This window comes from Ureibacillus sp. FSL K6-3587 (genome assembly GCF_038593165.1).
GTDB lineage: Bacteria > Bacillota > Bacilli > Bacillales_A > Planococcaceae > Ureibacillus > Ureibacillus suwonensis.
In genome coordinates this window covers 2,204,375-2,223,750 of sequence record NZ_CP151969.1, presented here as the reverse complement: position 1 = coordinate 2,223,750, position 19,376 = coordinate 2,204,375, and the positions used below count along the sequence as shown (strand labels likewise).

At 42.6% G+C, this 19,376-nt stretch carries 17 protein-coding genes and 1 riboswitch; of the genes, 3 read left to right on the top strand and 14 right to left on the bottom strand.

Translation table 11 applies throughout. The features are described 5' to 3' along the window. Window positions 1–15 precede the first annotated feature (15 nt). The 7 genes from NSS77_RS10945 to NSS77_RS10915 all read right to left on the bottom strand — a co-directional run bounded on the left by NSS77_RS10945 (window position 16) and on the right by NSS77_RS10915 (window position 4,546). Window positions 16–873 (bottom strand): MetQ/NlpA family ABC transporter substrate-binding protein, encoded by an 858-nt coding sequence (locus NSS77_RS10945; RefSeq protein WP_342468786.1) that lies wholly within the window; start codon window positions 871–873, stop codon window positions 16–18. 59 nt (window positions 874–932) lie between these two features. Continuing rightward, a complete protein-coding gene (locus tag NSS77_RS10940; RefSeq protein ID WP_342468785.1) occupies window positions 933–1,601 on the bottom strand; it encodes a methionine ABC transporter permease in 669 nt (222 codons plus the stop codon). After that, window positions 1,594–2,619 (bottom strand): methionine ABC transporter ATP-binding protein, encoded by a 1,026-nt coding sequence (locus tag NSS77_RS10935; protein WP_342468784.1) that lies wholly within the window; start codon window positions 2,617–2,619, stop codon window positions 1,594–1,596. The genes NSS77_RS10940 and NSS77_RS10935 overlap by 8 nt, the downstream gene beginning before the upstream one ends. 171 nt (window positions 2,620–2,790) lie before the next feature. After that, window positions 2,791–2,903, bottom strand: a riboswitch (SAM riboswitch). A 51-nt stretch (window positions 2,904–2,954) separates the two neighbouring features. Next, window positions 2,955–3,257: a thioredoxin family protein gene (locus NSS77_RS10930; RefSeq protein WP_342468783.1), complete on the bottom strand. Its 303-nt coding sequence runs from the start codon at window positions 3,255–3,257 to the stop codon at window positions 2,955–2,957. 12 nt (window positions 3,258–3,269) lie between these two features. Further along, window positions 3,270–3,611: a toprim domain-containing protein gene (locus NSS77_RS10925; RefSeq protein WP_342468782.1), complete on the bottom strand. Its 342-nt coding sequence runs from the start codon at window positions 3,609–3,611 to the stop codon at window positions 3,270–3,272. Between the two features lie 121 nt (window positions 3,612–3,732). Continuing rightward, on the bottom strand, window positions 3,733–4,113 hold the full coding sequence (gene gcvH / locus NSS77_RS10920; RefSeq protein WP_342468781.1) for a glycine cleavage system protein GcvH: 381 nt from the start codon (window positions 4,111–4,113) through the stop codon (window positions 3,733–3,735). A 76-nt stretch (window positions 4,114–4,189) separates the two neighbouring features. Continuing rightward, window positions 4,190–4,546, bottom strand: a complete 357-nt coding sequence (locus NSS77_RS10915) for an arsenate reductase family protein (RefSeq protein ID WP_342468780.1) — start codon at window positions 4,544–4,546, stop codon at window positions 4,190–4,192. Between the two features lie 164 nt (window positions 4,547–4,710). Between NSS77_RS10915 and NSS77_RS10910 the strand changes: the two genes are divergently transcribed. Together NSS77_RS10910 and NSS77_RS10905 are read left to right on the top strand one after the other, a co-directional pair. Continuing rightward, window positions 4,711–6,012, top strand: a complete 1,302-nt coding sequence (locus NSS77_RS10910) for an SPFH domain-containing protein (protein WP_342468779.1) — start codon at window positions 4,711–4,713, stop codon at window positions 6,010–6,012. Window positions 6,013–6,023: 11 nt separating this feature from the next. Continuing rightward, window positions 6,024–7,121: a hypothetical protein gene (locus NSS77_RS10905; protein ID WP_342468778.1), complete on the top strand. Its 1,098-nt coding sequence runs from the start codon at window positions 6,024–6,026 to the stop codon at window positions 7,119–7,121. Window positions 7,122–7,269: 148 nt separating this feature from the next. Here NSS77_RS10905 and NSS77_RS10900 read toward each other — a convergent pair whose 3' ends face one another. The 3 genes from NSS77_RS10900 to NSS77_RS10890 are packed head-to-tail and all read right to left on the bottom strand — an operon-like array spanning window position 7,270 to window position 12,678. After that, window positions 7,270–9,051 (bottom strand): acyl-CoA dehydrogenase family protein, encoded by a 1,782-nt coding sequence (locus NSS77_RS10900; protein ID WP_342468777.1) that lies wholly within the window; start codon window positions 9,049–9,051, stop codon window positions 7,270–7,272. 39 nt (window positions 9,052–9,090) lie between these two features. Continuing rightward, window positions 9,091–10,266: an acetyl-CoA C-acetyltransferase gene (locus NSS77_RS10895; protein WP_342468776.1), complete on the bottom strand. Its 1,176-nt coding sequence runs from the start codon at window positions 10,264–10,266 to the stop codon at window positions 9,091–9,093. Window positions 10,267–10,293: 27 nt separating this feature from the next. Beyond that, complete coding sequence (locus NSS77_RS10890; RefSeq protein ID WP_342471257.1) at window positions 10,294–12,678, bottom strand: 3-hydroxyacyl-CoA dehydrogenase NAD-binding domain-containing protein; 2,385 nt, start codon at window positions 12,676–12,678, stop codon at window positions 10,294–10,296. Window positions 12,679–12,973: 295 nt separating this feature from the next. Between NSS77_RS10890 and NSS77_RS10885 the strand changes: the two genes are divergently transcribed. Continuing rightward, a complete protein-coding gene (locus tag NSS77_RS10885; protein WP_342468775.1) occupies window positions 12,974–13,327 on the top strand; it encodes a thioredoxin family protein in 354 nt (117 codons plus the stop codon). Between the two features lie 52 nt (window positions 13,328–13,379). Here the strand turns inward: NSS77_RS10885 and NSS77_RS10880 are convergent, their stop codons facing one another. The 4 genes from NSS77_RS10880 to NSS77_RS10865 form a co-directional block, all read right to left on the bottom strand. Then, window positions 13,380–13,787: a hypothetical protein gene (locus tag NSS77_RS10880; RefSeq protein ID WP_342468774.1), complete on the bottom strand. Its 408-nt coding sequence runs from the start codon at window positions 13,785–13,787 to the stop codon at window positions 13,380–13,382. Between the two features lie 71 nt (window positions 13,788–13,858). Next, complete coding sequence (locus NSS77_RS10875; RefSeq protein WP_342468773.1) at window positions 13,859–14,872, bottom strand: nitronate monooxygenase; 1,014 nt, start codon at window positions 14,870–14,872, stop codon at window positions 13,859–13,861. Between the two features lie 476 nt (window positions 14,873–15,348). Beyond that, window positions 15,349–17,448: an MMPL family transporter gene (locus NSS77_RS10870; protein WP_342468772.1), complete on the bottom strand. Its 2,100-nt coding sequence runs from the start codon at window positions 17,446–17,448 to the stop codon at window positions 15,349–15,351. 433 nt (window positions 17,449–17,881) lie between these two features. Beyond that, on the bottom strand, window positions 17,882–19,351 hold the full coding sequence (locus NSS77_RS10865) for a methyl-accepting chemotaxis protein (protein WP_342468771.1): 1,470 nt from the start codon (window positions 19,349–19,351) through the stop codon (window positions 17,882–17,884). Between the last annotated feature and the right edge of the window lie 25 nt (window positions 19,352–19,376).

Below are 19,376 nucleotides of genomic sequence, written 5' to 3'. Positions count from 1 at the left end.
TTTTTTACCGCTAAATTATTCGCTTACTGGTACTACTGAGCCGCCCCATTCTTCAAGAATGAAGTCTTGGATTTCTTTGGAGCGCAATACTTCTACCAATTTTTTGATTTCTTCGCGGTTTTCATCGCCGGAACGTACAGCAATTATGTTTACATAAGGTGATTCTGAACCTTCAATGGCGATGGAATCTTTTACAGGGTTGATGCCTGCGTCAATCGCAAAGTTGGAGTTGATGACAACTGCGTCTCCTTCTTCGTTTTCATAATATGTAACCATCATTTCAGGAGCGTCAGTTGCTTCAATTTTCAAGTTTTTCGGATTTTCTACAATATCATCCAATGTGGCTTTTGTTTTATCAATGCCGTCTTTTAATTTGATTAAACCTTGCGCTTCAAGCAATGATAAAATGCGGCCATGGTCAGGAATTGAGTTTGAAATCAGGATTGTCGCACCATCAGGCAGTTCATCTAAAGATTTATATTTTTTGGAGTAGATGCCGATCGGTTCGATGTGGATACCGCCAGCATTGACTAGATCATAACCTTCTTCGGCCACTTTTTGTTCAAGATACGGAATGTGTTGGAAGTAGTTTGCATCAAGGTCGCCATTGTTCAAATCTTCGTTTGGCAATACATAGTCTTGATATTCTTCAATTTCCAGTTCAATTCCTTCTTTTTCCAAAATAGGTTTGGCTTTTTTCAAAATCTCCGCATGCGGTGTATGGGAAGCACCCACTTTTAATGTTACTTTTTCTTTTGTTTCGTCGTCTTTTGTTCCTTCATCAGACGAAGAATTTGCATCGTCTTTCGTACCGCATGCTGCTAGTGCGAGTACAAGAACGGATAAAAGCAAAAATGATAATAATTTCTTCATGCCTCTTTCTCCTTCTCCTTCAATTTTTTTATGTGAACGGCTTTCGCCAAATCACCCAACTAACGCTTGTCCGTTTTGGCAGTAATAGTATCGCCAATCCATTGTATGATGAATACAATGACCAAAATAAAAATCGTTGACATTAACGTGACATCTTCCCGGGTTCTTTGGAAACCTTCCAAAAACGCCAAGTTACCCAGACCGCCGGCACCGATGATTCCCGCCATTGCCGTATAGCCGACAAGGGCAACAGCCGTTACCGTAATGCCGGAAATGAGGGCAGGTTTGGATTCCGGAATCAACACTTTCCAAATAATCTGAAATGTATTGGCGCCCATTGATCTTGCCGCTTCAATGACCCCTTTATCCACTTCTCTGAATGCGATTAAAACGAGACGGGCATAGAATGGCGCAGAACCGATAATCAGCGCCGGCAAAGCGGCATTCACTCCACGGATTGTTCCAAGTAAAAACTTCGTAAATGGAATCAACAAAATGATCAATATGATAAACGGAATCGAACGGAAGATGTTGACAAGGGATCCCGTCAAGAAATGAACCACTTTGTTCGCCCACAATTGATGGGGACTAGTTAAAAAAAGCAAAATACCGATCAATAATCCAAGAACGAAGGTGACCGCCGTTGAGACAACCGTCATGTAGACCGTGTCATAAGTAGCTTGCCACATGAGGTCCCACTTTACATTTGGAAATAAAGTTTCAATCATTGGAAATCACCTCCGTTTTAATGTTCATCGTCTGCAATTTTTCCAACGCCTTTTCCACTTTTTCCTTATCTCCGTCAAGTTGGACGATCAATGTTCCATAAGGGCCATTGGCAGTTTCGGATATATTGCCGTAAAGGATATTAACATCAATTTGGAATTCTTTGATCAAGTAAGAAATAACCGGTTGATCGGATGTATTTCCTACAAAAATCAATTTCACCAATTTCCCTGTTGGGTAATTTTTCAAAATATGCTCAATCGCTTCTTTGGATTCTCTTGAATCGGACACTTGCATCACAAAGTTTTTCGTAATATCCGCTTGAGGATTTCGGAACACCTCAAGTACGTCCCCTTGTTCAACTATGCGCCCGGCTTGCATTACCGCCACCCGATGGCAAATTTTGCGGATGACATGCATTTCATGGGTAATCAACACAATCGTTAATCCGAGGCGCTGATTAATATCTTGCAACAGACTCAAAATCGAATCGGTTGTTTCCGGGTCCAATGCGCTCGTCGCTTCATCGCAGAGCAGCACTTCCGGATTGTTTGCCAACGCTCTCGCAATCCCCACACGCTGCTTTTGTCCCCCGGAAAGCTGGGAAGGATAAGCATCCGCTCTTCCGCCCAGCCCCACAAGTTCGATCAATTCTTGAACTTTCTTGTCCCGTTGCGCCTTTGGAACACCGGCGATTTCCAGAGGGAATGCGATATTTTCCGCAACCGTTCTCGACCACAATAGATTGAAATGTTGGAAAATCATACTGATTTTTTGGCGCGCTTTGCGCAACTCTTTTCCTTTTATCGATGATATCTCAAGACCATTCACAGTGACTGAACCGCTTGTTGGTTTTTCAAGTCCATTCAAAAGGCGGATCAATGTACTTTTTCCGGCACCGCTATATCCGATGATTCCGAAAATTTCACCTTTTTGAACGGATAAACTGACATGATCAACTGCGGTTAATTCTCCATCTTTCGTTTTAAATATTTTTGTGACATCTTTTACTTCAATCATATGAGTACTCCTTTGACAAACCGCAATAAAGTTTTAATACTGCATCTGTGAATTTTACAGTTTTTATTCTATTACTTTAGCAATGTAAAAAGAGGAAATTTCAATAAAAAAACCTCCTACTTTGATAAGTAGAAGGGAAGTTGAACAACCCAGAAGAATTTGTAAAACTTCCTCTTATCTTTCAAAGTAATAAATACTTTGCGTGATTTGGCACCTTATCATATCAAAAATATGATGGTTGCCGGGTTTCATAGGGCACTTCCCTCCACCACTCTTAATAAGAGTTTTCTATTTAATTATGGAACCAATGTACCATGTAATCTATCATATGTCAACTATAATCTCAACTTTTCATATAAGTTTTGTACGGATTCAAAGGCATAAACTTTTTCATGCTCTTTTCCATTCTTCGTAATCAAAAGACAAGGCACGCTTTCGATTTGCTGTTCAAAAGCGAAATCCTCCAGAAAATTGATATTCGCTTTGCCAATGGGAATCTGTGGCAGCAACACTTCGACGACTTCCAACATTTTTGATGCCACTTTGCATGTTCCGCAAAAGGGTGTGTATAAATATAAAGCCGTTACTTCATGATTTTTTGCTTTCTCTTTCCAAGTTTCAATTGTCCATTCTTCCATTTCGATCATTTCCTATACTAAATATTCTTTGTGTACTGAAAATTTCGCTTCCTTCAGTAATTGTGCCAATACTTTTCTTGGGGCATTCGCCACTTCCATATAAGTCTTCGGAACGTTGAGATGGGTAGCCTCAGAATAGATCCGCTTCATCAATTTTCTTAATTTATCGCCCGATTGATCCGCATCAAAAAATGTATATAGTTCGCATTCCTCATAAGGCTCAAGGAGTTCCAGCAACGCATCTTCGCTGATGGTTCCATTTGTACAGACGATTTTCACCTCTTCCGCAAATATGGGGGCCAATTTCATCATATCCGAACGACCTTCAACAATAATACATTTTTCATAATGCATGTTGATCACCCCAAGTACTATAATAAAAACCGAAGAAACAAAAATAAAATAAAAAGGTTGTTTATTTATTATATTTTGTTTTAAAAAAAACGCCAGTTCTTTCACTGGCGTTTTTCACATACTATTCCGAAATGATTTCTTCGTATTGTTCCGCAGTCAATAATTGATCGATTTGGGAAGCATCTGAAGGTTCAACGACAATCATCCAAGCTTTTTCATATGGTGATTCATTCACAAGTTCCGGGCTGTCTTCCAGTTCAGTATTCACTTCAACAACTTTGCCGGAAACCGGTGCATATAATTCAGAAACCGTTTTTACGGATTCAACGCTTCCAAACGGCTCGTTCATTTGAATTTCGTCACCCACTTGCGGAAGTTCCACGAACACAATATCGCCAAGTTCAGATTGCGCGAAATCAGTGATTCCAACACGCACTTTACCATCTTCCACTTTTACCCATTCATGCTCTGAAGTATAACGTAATTCCTTAGGTACTGTCATACTTTAACCTCCATCATATGTAATCTTTTAACCAGTTTGACATATTTCCATAGCAAAAACAAGCCATTTCAGTGGATTACTTCCATGTCTTTTCAAACTCTTCCTCTTTGAATCCAAGAGTGACTTTTTCCCCATCCGTCACGATTGGACGCTTGATCAACATTCCATCAGAGGCAAGCAATTCCAGCTGTTCCTCTTCGGACATCGCATTTAGTTTATCCTTTAAACCAAGGGATCTATACTTTTGTCCGGATGTGTTAAAAAACTTTTTCAGAGGCAGTCCGCTTTTTTCCCAATAGGATTTTAATTCTTCCTTCGTAGGAGTTTGTTCTACAATATGAATGGCTTCATAGTTTATTCCATTTTCGTCCAACCATTTTTGCGCTTTTTTGCAAGTTGTGCATTTTGGATAATGGATAAATTTCAACGTCATCTCTTTTTTCTCCTTGTATTCATAATATTTCTAACTTCTCTTATTTTTATCATGCATGATTCAAATCATGTGTTCAAGCAGAATTTTCATGAAATTATAATGCATTCGAATGGGATTCGAAGTAGAATGAATTATATGGCAATTAGTAGATTGGAGGGAATGTGATGGGCTTATTGAAAGCGGGGGTTGGCGCTTTGGCCGGGGTGCTTGCGGATCAATGGAGAGAGTATTTTTATTGCGACTCCATCCCGGCGGACGTATTAATAACAAAAGGAAAAAAACGCGGAGGCAAACGGGGCTTTAATCGAAAAGGAAGCGACAATATCATCAGCAACGGTTCCATCATTGCCATCAACGAAGGGCAAAGCATGATTATTGTCGACCAGGGAAAAATCGTGGAATTCTGCTCTGAACCGGGGGAATACGTATACGATTTTTCAACGGAACCGAGCATTTTTTATGGGGACTTGAACGAATCTGTCCAGGCAAGTTTCGAATCCCTCGGAAAGCGTTTCAGTTTCGGCGGCGAACCTGGAAAAGATCAGCGGATTTATTTCTTTAATATGAAAGAAATCACAGGAAATAAATATGGAACGCCTACACCGATTCCTTTCCGCATCATCGACCGGAACATCGGGCTGGATATCGACATCTCCATTCGTTGCCATGGAGAATATTCCTATAAAATTGTGGACCCGATTCTTTTTTATACGAACGTTTCCGGAAATGTGCAAGAAGAATATAAACGGGCTGAAATCGATGGCCAGCTGCGGTCGGAATTGTTGACGGCATTGCAACCGGCCTTTGCAAAAATTTCGGCGATGGGCGTACGCTACAGCGAACTTCCCCAACACACGATGGAGATCGCCCAAGCACTGAATGAAGTGTTATCGGATAAATGGAGAAAGCAAAGGGGCATCGAAATCGTTTCATTCGGCATCAATGCGGTCAATGCTTCGGAAGAAGATGAAAACATGATCAAACAACTGCAAAGAAGCGCCGTGTTCCGCAATCCATCCATGGCTGGTGCGACGATGATTGATGCCCAAAGTGAAGCGATGAGAAAAGCGGCGGAAAATGAGGGTGGAGCTTTCGTCGGATTTGCCGGCATGCAAATGGCACAACAGGCAGGGGGAATAAACTCGAAAGATTTATTGGAAATGGGGGCAAAACAACAACCTGCTCATGTCCAGTCACAAAACGCGGTTTGGCAATGTGCTTGCGGGGCTCAAAATCAAGGAAATTTCTGCACGGAATGCGGGAACAAGCGGCCGTCTTCCCACACTTGGATTTGCCAATGCGGCACGGAAAACAAAGGCAAGTTCTGCCATGAATGCGGTGCACCGAAGCCGGCTGATTTCAAGCTGACATGCGACAAATGCGGCTGGCAACCGGAAGACCCGTCCTTCACGCCAAAGTTCTGCCCGGAATGTGGAGATATCATTGATGAGAATGATCGCAAATAAGGGGGACCAGCATGAGCAACGAGGAAAAGCGAATCATCGAAGTCGATGAGTATGATGCGAAATGTCCATCTTGCGGAGCCTCTATCAAATTTCATCCCGGAACCGGCAGCTTGGTATGCCCGTATTGCCACCATGAAGAGCATATTCCGGATGCGGATATGCAAGTGGACGAGGAAGTGCAGGAGCTGGATTTCCATGAAGCGGAAGCAAGAAGCAGTTTCCAGTGGGGTGAAGAGAAAAAGTTGGTCGTTTGTGACGCCTGTGCCGCGGAATTGGTATACGATGCATTGGAAGTCGCAAACGTCTGCCCTTATTGCGGTTCCAATCATGTGATGGAAATCGATTCTGAAAATACGATTGCACCAAATGGCATCATTCCATTTCAAATTACGAAAGAGCAGGCCAATGAAAATTTTCAGAAGTGGATCAAAGGGCGCTGGTTCGCTCCGAATGAAGCAAGAAAATCGGCAAAGGCGGAAGCATTTACGGGCATTTACTTGCCGTATTGGACCTTTGATACAAAAACGGCTTCCCAATACACTGCCTCTTACGGACGAAGAAGAACGGTTTATGATAAAGACGGGAAACCGCAAACCGTCACGGATTGGTATCGCACAAGGGGATTTTATCAAGAATTTATCGACGACCATCTCGTGCTCGCTTCCAAACGTTATGACCCTTTCATCTTAAACAAAGTGGAACCTTTTCAATTGAAACAGGCAAGGTCCTATAATAAAGATTATTTGCAAGGGTTTGCGGCCGAACGCTACAGCATCGGCCTTGATGAAGGATGGCAAATCGCAAAGGAAGAAATACACGATTATCTTGAAACCCAAATTACCCACCATATTTTGTGGAAACATCATGCCGATGTGGTGAAAAATTTAAGATTTTCAACCGTCCATTCGGATATTACATATAAATATCTCATGCTGCCGCTATGGCTATCCACCTTCCGTTATCGGGACAAAACCTATCAATTTATGGTCAACGGACAAACCGGCAAAGTGGGCGGCAAGTACCCTGTATCTCCTATTAAGGTGACAATCGCCGTCATCGTTACTCTATTAATTCTTCTGGGGCTTTATTTATATTTTGAAAACCAATAATTGATGAAAAAAGAGCGGTTGGAGAAATGTTCAAACTCATTCCGCTCTTTTTCTTTATTTAACACCATTTCAGACTAGCGGACTTTCACGGATGATAAAAAAATGTCCGAATGCCGTTATGATTGGCTTTCGGACATTTTTTGATCGATTAAACGATATATTTTTCCGCTGCGATGAGGCGATCAGCAGCTTCACGTTTTTTCAAGATCAAGTTGTAAGGGTTGTGGCGAGTCAACTTGCGTAAAGCGGAAAGCGTGATGCGCGCATTGTCACCTTCAACGGAAGCGATGATGATTTCTTTTGCTTCTTTTTCAATTTCCGCAAAGGCTTCTTGGCAGAAAATTTGTGTATACAATAATTTTTGTTTCGCTTTTTCAAGTCCGCTTTTCTCAATGGCCTTTGCTGTACGCAACACTGTGGATTCCATTGCATATACCAGGTTGGCGATATTGGCAATGTTCACAAGCACTTCCTGCTCTTGCTCAAGTTTTGTGCCGAAACGTTGTGCGGCTACACCGGCAGCGAGGATTCCGATTTTCTTCGCATTTTTCACAAGATATCTTTCTTGCGCCAATGGTTCATCGCCCACTTCTTCCGGCATGAGCATGAGTAGCTCTTCTTGCAAGTTTTGAGCCACTTGCAATAAAGGAAGTTCCCCTTTGAGTGCCTTCTTCATGAATGTGCCTGGCACAATCAAGCGGTTGATTTCATTCGTCCCTTCGAAAATACGGTTGATGCGGGAGTCGCGGTAAATGCGTTCCACTTCATATTCAGACATGAAACCATATCCGCCATGCAATTGAACCGCTTCATCCGCAATGTAATCCAATGTTTCAGAACCGAACACTTTCGCGATGGAGCATTCAATCGCATATTCCGCAACGGCTTTTGCCACCGCTTTGCCGTCTTTTGTTTCCTCTTCTGTAAGCTTGCTGAAACGATCTTCGAAATAGCCGACTGTACGGTAGTTGAGCGACTCGGAAGCATAAAGCTGGGATGCCATAGTCGCAAGTTTTTCTTTCGTCAAGTTGAAGCTTGAAATTGGGGTATTGAACTGCTTCCGTTGATTTGTATATTGGATGGCAAGCTCCAACGCTCTTTTGGAAGCTCCAACCGTACCAATCCCCAACTTATAGCGGCCGATATTCAAAATATTGAACGCTACGACATGGCCTCGGCCAATTTCAAATAATACATTTTCCACCGGAACCGGCACATCTTCCAAAATCAATGTGCGGGTGGATGAAGATTTGATCCCCATTTTCTTTTCTTCCGGACCAACAGATACTCCAGGGAATGAGCGTTCAACGATGAATGCAGTGAAATGTTCGCCGTCCACTTTCGCATATACAACGAATACATCAGCAAAGCCGGAGTTTGTAATCCATTGTTTTTCACCATTCAGAATATAGTGGGTTCCTGCTTCGTTCAATTTTGCAGTTGTTTTTGCCCCTAACGCATCGGAACCGGAACCTGGCTCAGTCAGCGCATAAGCGGCAATCCATTCGCCTGTCGCAAGTTTTGGCAAATATTTTTTCTTTTGCTCTTCATTTCCGAATAAAACGATTGGCAATGAACCGATTCCTACATGGGCACCGTGCGTCAAGCTGAAACCGCCGGCGCGGGACATTTTTTCACCGATCAGCGCGGAAGTGATTTTATCCAAGCCAAGGCCGCCATATTCTTCCGGGATGTCTGCGGAAAGGAGTCCCAGTTCCCCTGCTTTTTTCATTAATTCAACCGAATATTCAAATTCATGGTTCTCCAATTTATCAAATACCGGCAATACTTCATTTTCTACGTATTCTTCAGTCGTTTTGGCGATCATTAAATGTTCATCCGAAAAATCTTCCGGTGTGAACACTTTCTCTAAATCCACATCTTCAATTAAGAAGCTTCCGCCTTTTACAAAATCCGTTGTTTGAACCATGTCAATTCCTCCCTATCATTTATTAATCTATTGAACGGATCAATATAATACTTCAAATACGCCGGCAGCTCCCATACCGCCACCGATACACATTGTGACAACGCCATATTTCTTGCCTTGTCTTCTTAATTCATGAATCAATTTCAACGTCAAAACGGCTCCTGTGGCGCCAAGCGGATGTCCAAGTGCAATCGCGCCGCCGTTGACATTCACTTTATTCAGGTCTAAACCGAGGTGGCGAATCACCTGAATCGATTGGGAAGCAAATGCTTCATTGAGCTCCCATAAGTCGATATCTTCCAGTTTTAATCCCGCAAGTTTCAAAGCTTTCGGTACCGCTTCAATTGGGCCGATCCCCATTACTTCAGGTGGAACGCCCCCGACCGCAAAACTCAAGAATTTTGCCATTGGTTTTAATCCTTGTTTTTCGGCTTCTTCCCGGTCCATCACAAGAACTGCTGCAGCCCCGTCAGATGTTTGGGAAGCATTGCCGGCAGTCACAGTTCCATTTACACTGAAGGCTGGACGCAATTTCGCCAACACTTCTTTCGTCGTTCCTGGGCGCACCCCTTCATCCATCGAGAACGTGAAGCGTTTTTCTTTCAACGTGTTATTTTCGTCCACATAATGCTGTACCACATCGATCGGGACAATTTCATCGTTGAACTTACCTTCCTGAATCGCTTTATAAGCCAATTCGTGGGAACGGACTGCAAATTCATCCTGATCTTCACGGCTCACACCATAGCGTTTTGCCACTTCTTCCGCCGTATGTCCCATGCTCATGTAATATTGTGGCGCCTCTTCAGCGAGTTTCGGATTCGGCCGGATCACGTTCCCCATCATCGGCACCATGCTCATGGACTCCACACCGCCTGCTACAATCGCCTTGGCGTGGCCGAGCATGATCCGTTCAGCCGCATACGCAATGGATTGTAGTCCGGATGAACAGAAACGGTTGATGGTAATGGCCGGCGTTGTATCCGGAAGCCCCGCCAATGCCCCGATATTTCTTGCCACATTCATGCCTTGCTCCGCTTCAGGCATGGCACAACCTAAAATTAAATCATCTATTTCTCCTTCATATCCTGCACGTTTAATTGCTTCTTTTACAACGATTGCGCCAAAATCATCAGGTCGCATTTGGGCAAGCGATCCTTTTTTCGCTTTTCCGATTGGCGTTCTCGCACCTGACACGATTACTGCTTCGCGCATGTTAACTCCCCCTTTGTTCGTTCTATATTAGTTACGCAACGGTTTTCCAGTCACGAGCATATGCTGCATCCGTTGTTGTGATTTTTGATCGGCAACGAGCTCCAGGAATGCTTGACGTTCCAAGTTCAACAAGTATTCTTCAGGCACTTCTGTTCCGTATGGCACAAGGCCGCCAGCAATCACAAATGCAAGTTTCTTTGCAATTTTCAGATCGTGATCGGAAATGTAGCCGCCTGTGTGCAAGTTTTGTGCCGCAAGTAGCAACGTTGCATAACCAGGTGCACCTGCCACTTTGATTTTCTTTTTCACCGGCGGTTTGTAGCCGGATTCGTATAATTGAAGCGCCACTTGTTTTGCATCGTAAATCAAGTGATCCGGATTTACGGAAATGCCATCCTGTTTGTTTAAGAAATTGTTTTCACGGGCTTCTTCCGCGGAAGTGGATACTTTGGCCATCGCAATTGTTTCAAACACTTTATTGGCAACGGCTTGTAAATCAATTTCCACACCATTCGGAAGATTTTCCAGCGTTTTTTCATAAAGCGCCAAGTTTCCTCCGCCGCCAGGAATGAGTCCAACGCCGACTTCCACAAGTCCCATGTATGTTTCCATGGAAGCTTGGATGCGCGCTGCCGGCAAGCACACTTCCGCTCCTCCGCCGAGCGTCATGCCGAATGGAGCCGCCACAACCGGTTTTTTCGAATATTTAATGCGGCGCATCGTTTTTTGGAATGCTCGTACCACATAATCCAATTCAAAAATGTTGTCGTCTTGGGCTTCCATTAAAATCATGCCAAGGTTTGCCCCTACACAGAAGTTCTTGCCTTGGTTTCCGATGACAAGCCCTTTGTAATTCGCTTCCACTTCATCAATCGCATAGTTGATCATTTGAATGATATCGAGTCCAATCGCATTGGATTTTGAATGGAACTCAAGAAGCAAAATGCCGTCACCGATATCGATCAAGCTGGCACCGGAATTGGATTTAAGGACACCGTGTTTTTTCTTGTAACGTTTTAAGTCGATCGCTTTTTCATTGACCGGAATCACTTCATATTCTTCGCCGTTGAAGAATGCCAATTGACCGTCTATTTCTTTATAGAAAGATTCATAGCCTTTTTCCAACAGCTTTTTCACGAAGGAAGGAATCGTACGGCCTTCTTCTTCCATCCGCTTCACGGATTTTTCCACGCCGATTGCATCCCACATTTCGAACGGTCCTTGGCTCCAACCGAATCCCCATTTCATCGCGTTATCGATTTCCACAATATTGTCCGCGATGATGCCGTTCAGTTCCGCAGAGTAAATCAATGTTGGCGCAAAGATGTTCCATAACAGTTCTCCTGCGCGGTCATTTGCATATACCAATGTTTTTAAGCGGTTATCCAAGCCTTTTGTTTGTTTCGCCAGTTCAATGGAAGGAGCTTGCAATTTCTTTTGCGGCACATATTCAAGGGTATTTGGATCAATTTCGTAAATCTCTTTGCCTTTCTTCACATAGAAGCCCTGACCTGATTTTGCACCGAGCGCCCCTCTTTCCACCAATTTATGAATGATTTCAGGGACTTCGAACACCTTTTGCTCTTCGCCGGTTGTTTGGTCATACACCGTTTTTGCCACGTGAATGAATGTATCCAATCCGACCACATCTAGCGTGCGGAATGTGGCGGATTTCGGTCTTCCAATCAGCGGACCTGTTACAGAGTCCACCTCACCCACTGAATAGCCGCGTTTCAACATTTCATGGAGCGTAATGTGCAACCCGTATGTTCCGATGCGGTTGGCAACAAAGTTAGGCGTATCTTTGCCGATTACGACACCTTTGCCAAGAACATCTTCCGCAAAGGTTTTCATGAAAGACAACACTTCCGGCGATGTATGTTCTGTCGGAATGATTTCTAGCAATTTCAAATAGCGTGGCGGGTTGAAGAAGTGTGTTCCTAAGAAATGGTTCTTAAATTCTTCCGAACGCCCTTCCACCATTTTATTTACGCTGATTCCGGAAGTATTGGAGCTGACGATGGTTCCGGGTTTTCTGACCTGCTCGATTTTTTCAAATAGATTTCTTTTCACTTCTAGATTTTCAACAACGACTTCAATAATCCAATCCACTTCTTTTAACTTGTCCAAATCATCTTCCAAGTTCCCGACAGTCAATAAAGCCAAATTTTTAGGAGATGTAAGCGGTGCCGGTTTTTGTTTCAATAATTTTTGCACTGCATTGTTCACAATGCGGTTTCTCACTGCCGGATGCTCAAGCGTTAATCCTTTTGATTCCTCTTCTTTTGTCAGTTCTTTTGGGACAATATCTAACATATATGTTGGTATGCCGATATTTACTAAATGTGCTGCAATGCCGGACCCCATGACGCCGGATCCAATAACTGCTACTTTTTCAATCTTGTACGTCACAACCAATTCCCCCTTTTTCTGTTTTGAATGAACAATCATTCATTTTGCGCTCCTATACCCCTTTGTTCCTTTTTAGTTTATTCAACAAGTTGAAAAAAGATGTCCATTTTACAACAAAATGAATGACTATTCATTTCAAGTTCAAAAAAATACATAAAGTAGCTATTCCTGTATTTAGTGTAGATGATTTTTCGAAATTTCGCAATCCTTTTATTTTAATTTTCGAAAAATTTGTTGATGTTTTAATAGTTTTGCATTTTTGTCCGGAACATATTTCTTTCCGACTTTCGCCAAAATGTGTAAACTACTAGGTGAGGAGGCGAAAATGGTGAAAGAAATTACGTCTGTAGAACAATTTAATGAAATTATTGGTAAAGATCAACCAGTCATCGTAAAATTTTATGCTACTTGGTGCCCTGATTGCACACGCATGAACATGTTCATCGATCCAATTATTGAGAAGTACAGCCAATATGAATGGTATGAAATCAACCGCGATCATTTCCCGGAACTGGCTGAGAAATATCAAGTATTGGGAATTCCAAGTTTACTGATTTATAAAAACGGGGAAAAACTTGCCCACCTTCACAGTGCAAACGCCAAAACTCCGGAAGATGTAACGCAATTTTTGGATGCGCAAACCGTTTAATCGCAATATTTAGGACATAACTTTAACCCTCAAAGTTATGTCCTTCATTTTTTCAATATGGTTTTTCCTCTTTCGTTCCATGAAAAATGCTTAGGATCAATGTGAAACCTGCCGCCATTTCAACTAAACCGGTAGAGTGGACTTTAACGAACCATGGACCAAAGGGCACAGTCCCCGATGTTATAGAAGAAATGGGGATTATTAGCGAGACAATAAGACAAGGAAGAAATGCGCCGATAAACAATGGAAAGTTGAATTGGATTTTCCATCGTTTAATCGAGATTAACGACAAATAGATCCCCCAAACAAAATGAATGAAAAAAATATACCATAAATATCCTTCGATCCGATAGTTGGTGCCCTCTTCGATTTCCTGTTTCAAGTCAATGCTGATGATGGCCAAAATCAAAAGACCAATGATCCAAAGAATTTTCCAACCATAACGCATCACTTTTTCCATTCGCAGCCCCCTGGATATAACAGATTTTCAACAATATATGTGAAATACACTTTCCCCTATGTTTGAAAAGTTCACGATTGACACCGCTCCAGCTCCCTGATGAGTTTTTCGAATACATCCTTCACCGTGCCTTGTTGAATCTCTTTAAAACGCGTGCTTGCCCAAAGTGACATGGCTTGAGGATTTCCATCTTTCAATGCTTTTGAGCGAATCGGCTGAGTCAATGCATTGACGGCGGGATAACAGCGGGGTGCAATGCTTTCATACTTCACCATAAATTCATTTTTCAATCCCCGCGCAAGTCTTCCGGAAAAAGTTCTTGTTAAAGCCGTTTCCTTAAACTCGCCCGACTTCAACGCCTGTTTATAAATCGGGTTGGCTCCGCTCTCTTCCGTACATAGGAAAGCTGTTCCAAGTTGCACGGCATCAGCCCCTGCACTTAATGCCAGATGAATGTCCTTCCCATTCATGATTCCGCCTGCCGCAATCATAGGGAGTGGAATTTCCCTTCGAATGATGGCAATTAGTTCCGTTAATGGCACATTGGAATCTTCGTCCACATTTTGGAAGGTTGCCCGGTGACCTCCAGCATCCGCTCCTTGTAGGCAAATGGCATCCGCTCCGTTCCCCATAGCCATTTTCGCTTCTTCCAAATTCGTCACCGTTACAATTGCTGCACTGCCATTTTCCTTGAGTTGTTCAATGATCTCCCTGGATGGACAACCGAATGTAAAGGAAACATAAGGCACTTTATATTTCTTTACCAACTCCAGTTTTTCCGTCCAATAGTCATCATTGGGTTCCGGAATGGCCAATGGGACTTGGAAATCTTCTTCGAGCCGCTCCTTATACGAATACAATGATTCATCAATCGGATCATTTTGTGGAACAAATAGGTTCACCCCAAATGGCAATCCGGATTCTTTGCACTTATAGATTTCTTCTTCGATCGCTTCCGGTGTTTTATAACCGGCAGCCAGAAATCCGAGGCCACCATTCTTTGAAACGGCGAGTGCCAAATCGACCGTTGCAATCCCCCCTGCCATGGGCGCCTGAATGATCGGATACTTCAAGTTGCTGAACAAGTAAACCATCCCCCTTTTTCACAACTCCATGGTTTAAAGTTAATTCTATTATAAATAGTTTTCCAATTTATTTAAATAACGAAATGGAAGATTGCTAGTCTATCATCCCCCTTTTCACCAGGGCAATCTGCCAGTTGGTGGATTGAAATTATGAAAAAGGGAGGAAGCCATAAATGCCGATTCAATAAAAAAGAGGCTGGGACAAAAGATAAAAAACACCATTTTCTCACGGGAGAAAAATGGTGTTTTTTTGATAATTGAAGAAAATTGATTTCCGTTCCGGGGACGCTTTCCGCGGGCCCGGCTCGAGCCTCCTCGGAGCTCAAACCTTCGCTCCTGCGGGGTCTCGAGACTCGGGCTGTTCCCGCAGGAGTCGCCCCGTCACTCCAATCAATTTTCTGTGATATCAATTTTTTACAAAAAATTTTTTTGCAGCTCGTTCACTTTATTAGTTATGTCCCAGCCTCCCTAAATATTTACGCTTCCTTTTTATCCTTTTCAAAGAACAAAATGAGTGTCGGCAATAACATTCCCCGAACAAGGAACGTATCGATGATGATACCGACTGCCACGATGAATCCAAATACAAACAAGTCGATGACCGGCATTGTCGTCAACGCCGCGAACGTCGCTGCCAGGATGACACCGGCGGATGAAATCACACCGCCTGTATTGCGGACGGCGATTTCCAATGCGTTTTTCACCGATTCAAATTTCCGCTCTTCCAGGAAGCGGCTCACCATGATGATATTGTAGTCGATTCCCAATGCCACCAGGAAGATGAATGCATATACCGGAGCCCGTGTAGACACCGCATCATATCCGAATAACACATCCAAAAGGAATAATCCCAAACCTAATGCAGAGGCATAGGAAATCAGAATCGTAGCCATCATATAAATCGGCATTTTGAGAGAACGTGTCAGGAACAATAGCAAGACAAGAATCAACAAAGTTTCCAAACTGAAGATGACTTTGATATCCCGGTTGTTGACATCTTCTTCATCAACCAATTTGGCTGTCGTACCTGCATATTCCAATTCCACTTCTTTATCATTGGCTAATTGATAGGTCGCATGTTCTTCGCGGAATTCCTTAATGAAATCAATCGCTTCCACACTGTATGGATCTTCGTTTAAAGAAATGGTGATTTTTCCGTACTTTCCATCATCCGTTACACCGGAAGCCCTTGCAGAGCCGATCATTTCATTCCCGGAAAAATCCTGGGCGATTTCCTGAACATCTTCAAAGGTTAAATCTTCCCCTGTCACCAGTACGGTCGTTTGAGCCAAATCCCCTTTATTGAACTTCTCTTCCACGATTTCAAAACCGACACGGGAAGGCAAGTCTTCAGGGAAATTTTTGACCATGTTAAATTCGTATTTAATATTAAAGACGTTCAACCCTGTGATGATCAAGAACAAAATGACTGTCGCGCCAACCAATACCGGTTTTGTTGTGACAAACTTCGCAATCGGTCCCCAAATGCCATGTTTTACTTCACTGGCTTCACCGAATTTCGGAACTTTCGGCCAGAATGCTTTGCGGCCAAACAACGCAAATAAAGCCGGTACAAGGGTGATGGCCGCAATCATAATAATGATCATGGCCGTTGCAAAGATTGGCGCAAAGTTTTGATATTCGCGGAAATGGGCGAAAATCAGGATGATCATTGCGGCAAGCACCGTACTTGCGGCAAATAACACCGGCGTTGCAGTAGAACGCATGGCGATTTTCATTGCTTCGAACTTATCTTCATGATGGTTCAGTTCTTCCCGATAGCGGGAGAATACGAATAATGAATAGTCAATCAGCGCCGCAAACAACAGGATGCTCATGATGGATGTTGTCGAGTTGTTGATTTCAAGTCCTGCGGCACCCAATAGCGCCACTGTCTGATTCACCACTTGATACACAACAACCGTGGCAAGCAAAGGAATCAGCGCAAGTAGCGGTGAACGATAAATCACGATCAATAAAACCAAGATAATAAGAATCGTTGCAAATAAAAGTTTTAAGTCCGCAGATTCGAACAATTTTACTGTATCCCCGGAAATCCCTGCAGGTCCGGTAATATAGAATTCAACACCTAAATCTTCCGCGATTTCCGTCCCCACTTCAGTCGCTTTATCATTAATTTCCGCATACTGGGAACTTCCCAAATCCTTCTCCAAGTTCATCGGAACAATCATTGTGGTCTTATCTTCCGACATAAAAGCCGTTAAAGCTTGGGGAGGCATTGCAGTGATATCAACTATTGCTTCGATTCCATCAATATCGGCCTCTTTGATGCCATCAATAATTTTTCCGACTTCATCGGCTGTTATTTCCCCATCAGGTTTATGGAACACATAGATTCCCGGAGTCCCTTGTTCGTCAGGGAAATATTCGTCCAACTTATTTTGGGCGATAATGGATGGAGCATCATCCGGCAAAGCCTGGAAGTTGGTAGTCTTATACTCACTGAGTCTTGGTCCGGCGCTGATGGCAATCATGACGATCAGCCAGATGACAACCGTGATCCAAGCGCCTTTTTTTGTCGAAACTTTATCAGTAATTGACCGAATAAAATTCATAGATTTCCTCCTAATTGTTAGAGAATTAATTTTGTGGGGATATTTAGAATCTTGGTGTAATGAAAAAAAGATGCACGCACTTGTGTAATATTATAACGAATATTTAACTGAAATTTTACCTTAAAGAAAAATATACTCAAAAATGTTAAGATTTTGCAAGAATGTTCAGTATCAGCACATTACTTTCCCAATACTAACAACAGAAGAATGGAGAGAATTTGCAAGGCAATATAAAAAAACGAACGCCTGCCAATCCTTTTCACCTGCATATTAAAAAGGGTGTCCGAAAATCCAACTTTGCTGACACCCTTTCTTAAAATCTCATTCTTTGTTTCCCCGACCGCCGATAAAAAGTTTTCCACTCGATATAACTTCAGCGGAATGCAAAGGGGCCGTCTCAAAATGACGATTCAGACGGCCCCTTCCATCCTTTTTAACTTTTTGTCATTTTCCTCAGTTTTTTGCTCAGTTCATGAATTTCGGCAATGGACTTATTAATTGAAGCCAGCAATTCATGTTCATTTTCCAAAGTTGAAATGATTTCTTCAGTGGCTGCCGCATTTTCCTCAGAGATGGCGGTTACAGTTTCAATTTGATTTTGAATGGTAAAGAAATTGTTTTTGGCATGTTCGATTTCTGCCCGTTCCTCTAACAATGAATCGTAAATATCTGTAAAAGTATCCTTGATTTCATCGAAGTAAACGGCAATCTCTTTCAATAATCTTCTTCCCTCTGTGATCGCCATTTCCCCTTGGGCGGATTTTTCCTGCGCTTCTTTGGATTTAGTGAACAATTCCACCGTCACCACTTGAATACTTTCTGTAATCCGTGCGCTTTGTTCGGCCAGCTTTCTCACTTCTTCCGCCACAACCGCAAATCCCTTCCCATGCTCCCCTGCCCGGGCGGACTCGATGGCTGCGTTGAGCGCCAACAGATTGGTTTGATCTGCTATTTCTTTAATGCTGCCAAGGAGCGTGTTCACTCTTTCCAAACTTTCCTGCAAATCGGAGACGGTTATGGTCGTATTGCTGATGGTTGTACCGACAGAATCCATGTAGTCTGTCACTTGATTGATTTTGTTCCAGCCTTCCCGCACTTTGTTGTTCATGTTTTCCGATTTCTTCATAATCTCTTCCGCCACAGTGACAATCTGATCCATTTTTTCAACCGACTGTCCCATCGAATCATTGATGACTGACACGCTGCCCGCCTCTTCCTGAATGCCGGTTCCAACTTGTTCAGCGGATTGCACAATATCCTTGCTCGATTTATAAATGCTTTTAATGTCGCTGTAAAACTTCGTAATATGTTCATCAAGCAAATCGGATGCCTGTTCCACTGATGAAAAGGTTTCCTTCAACTTGCTTACCAGTTCCTTCGCTTCAAATTCCTTTTGATAGGCATCTTCAATGAGCTGCCTGCCCCATCGAGTCAATAAATAAAGCAGCACAACAATGGCATTCATTACAAAAAAGATGACGACGAAATTATTGTTTGCGCCTATCAATTTTTCCGGATACAAAATATAGATTGAAAGATAGGCTATATCCAAAAATATACCTAATGCAATGATCAGTTCTTTTTTAAAATACATTGTGACCATTGCAATGGACAGAATAATGATATAATGTTTTCCTAAAGTAAATCCATCCATTAAAAAAAGTGTAATAATCACTATACTTGGAATTAATGAAATTAATAAACCTTTTATATATTTATTGATCGGCAAAAAATACAAAAGAATCGACACTAACAGAATCAGTGTTCCTGCCATGACATATAATTTGCTTCCTTCAAGCCCTTTTTCATTGACATGGGATGCACAAATCAAAAAGACCAAAATGATCGTCAATACCACATTGATTTTATGAACTCTGTGCGTATTGTAGTTCGCTTGGATCACATCGTCCCCTCCCATATGTTGTGGT

What these genes read in the sequence shown, in the direction of transcription:
- NSS77_RS10945 (WP_342468786.1), bottom strand. Translation starts at nt 873, where the DNA reads ATGAAGAAATTATTATCATTTTTGCTTTTATCCGTTCTTGTACTCGCA.
- NSS77_RS10940 (WP_342468785.1), bottom strand. Translation starts at nt 1,601, where the DNA reads ATGATTGAAACTTTATTTCCAAATGTAAAGTGGGACCTCATGTGGCAA.
- NSS77_RS10935 (WP_342468784.1), bottom strand. Translation starts at nt 2,619, where the DNA reads ATGATTGAAGTAAAAGATGTCACAAAAATATTTAAAACGAAAGATGGA.
- NSS77_RS10930 (WP_342468783.1), bottom strand. Translation starts at nt 3,257, where the DNA reads ATGGAAGAATGGACAATTGAAACTTGGAAAGAGAAAGCAAAAAATCAT.
- NSS77_RS10925 (WP_342468782.1), bottom strand. Translation starts at nt 3,611, where the DNA reads ATGCATTATGAAAAATGTATTATTGTTGAAGGTCGTTCGGATATGATG.
- gcvH (WP_342468781.1), bottom strand. Translation starts at nt 4,113, where the DNA reads ATGACAGTACCTAAGGAATTACGTTATACTTCAGAGCATGAATGGGTA.
- NSS77_RS10915 (WP_342468780.1), bottom strand. Translation starts at nt 4,546, where the DNA reads ATGACGTTGAAATTTATCCATTATCCAAAATGCACAACTTGCAAAAAA.
- NSS77_RS10910 (WP_342468779.1), top strand. Translation starts at nt 4,711, where the DNA reads ATGGGCTTATTGAAAGCGGGGGTTGGCGCTTTGGCCGGGGTGCTTGCG.
- NSS77_RS10905 (WP_342468778.1), top strand. Translation starts at nt 6,024, where the DNA reads ATGAGCAACGAGGAAAAGCGAATCATCGAAGTCGATGAGTATGATGCG.
- NSS77_RS10900 (WP_342468777.1), bottom strand. Translation starts at nt 9,051, where the DNA reads ATGGTTCAAACAACGGATTTTGTAAAAGGCGGAAGCTTCTTAATTGAA.
- NSS77_RS10895 (WP_342468776.1), bottom strand. Translation starts at nt 10,266, where the DNA reads ATGCGCGAAGCAGTAATCGTGTCAGGTGCGAGAACGCCAATCGGAAAA.
- NSS77_RS10885 (WP_342468775.1), top strand. Translation starts at nt 12,974, where the DNA reads ATGTGTAAACTACTAGGTGAGGAGGCGAAAATGGTGAAAGAAATTACG.
- NSS77_RS10880 (WP_342468774.1), bottom strand. Translation starts at nt 13,787, where the DNA reads ATGGAAAAAGTGATGCGTTATGGTTGGAAAATTCTTTGGATCATTGGT.
- NSS77_RS10870 (WP_342468772.1), bottom strand. Translation starts at nt 17,448, where the DNA reads ATGAATTTTATTCGGTCAATTACTGATAAAGTTTCGACAAAAAAAGGC.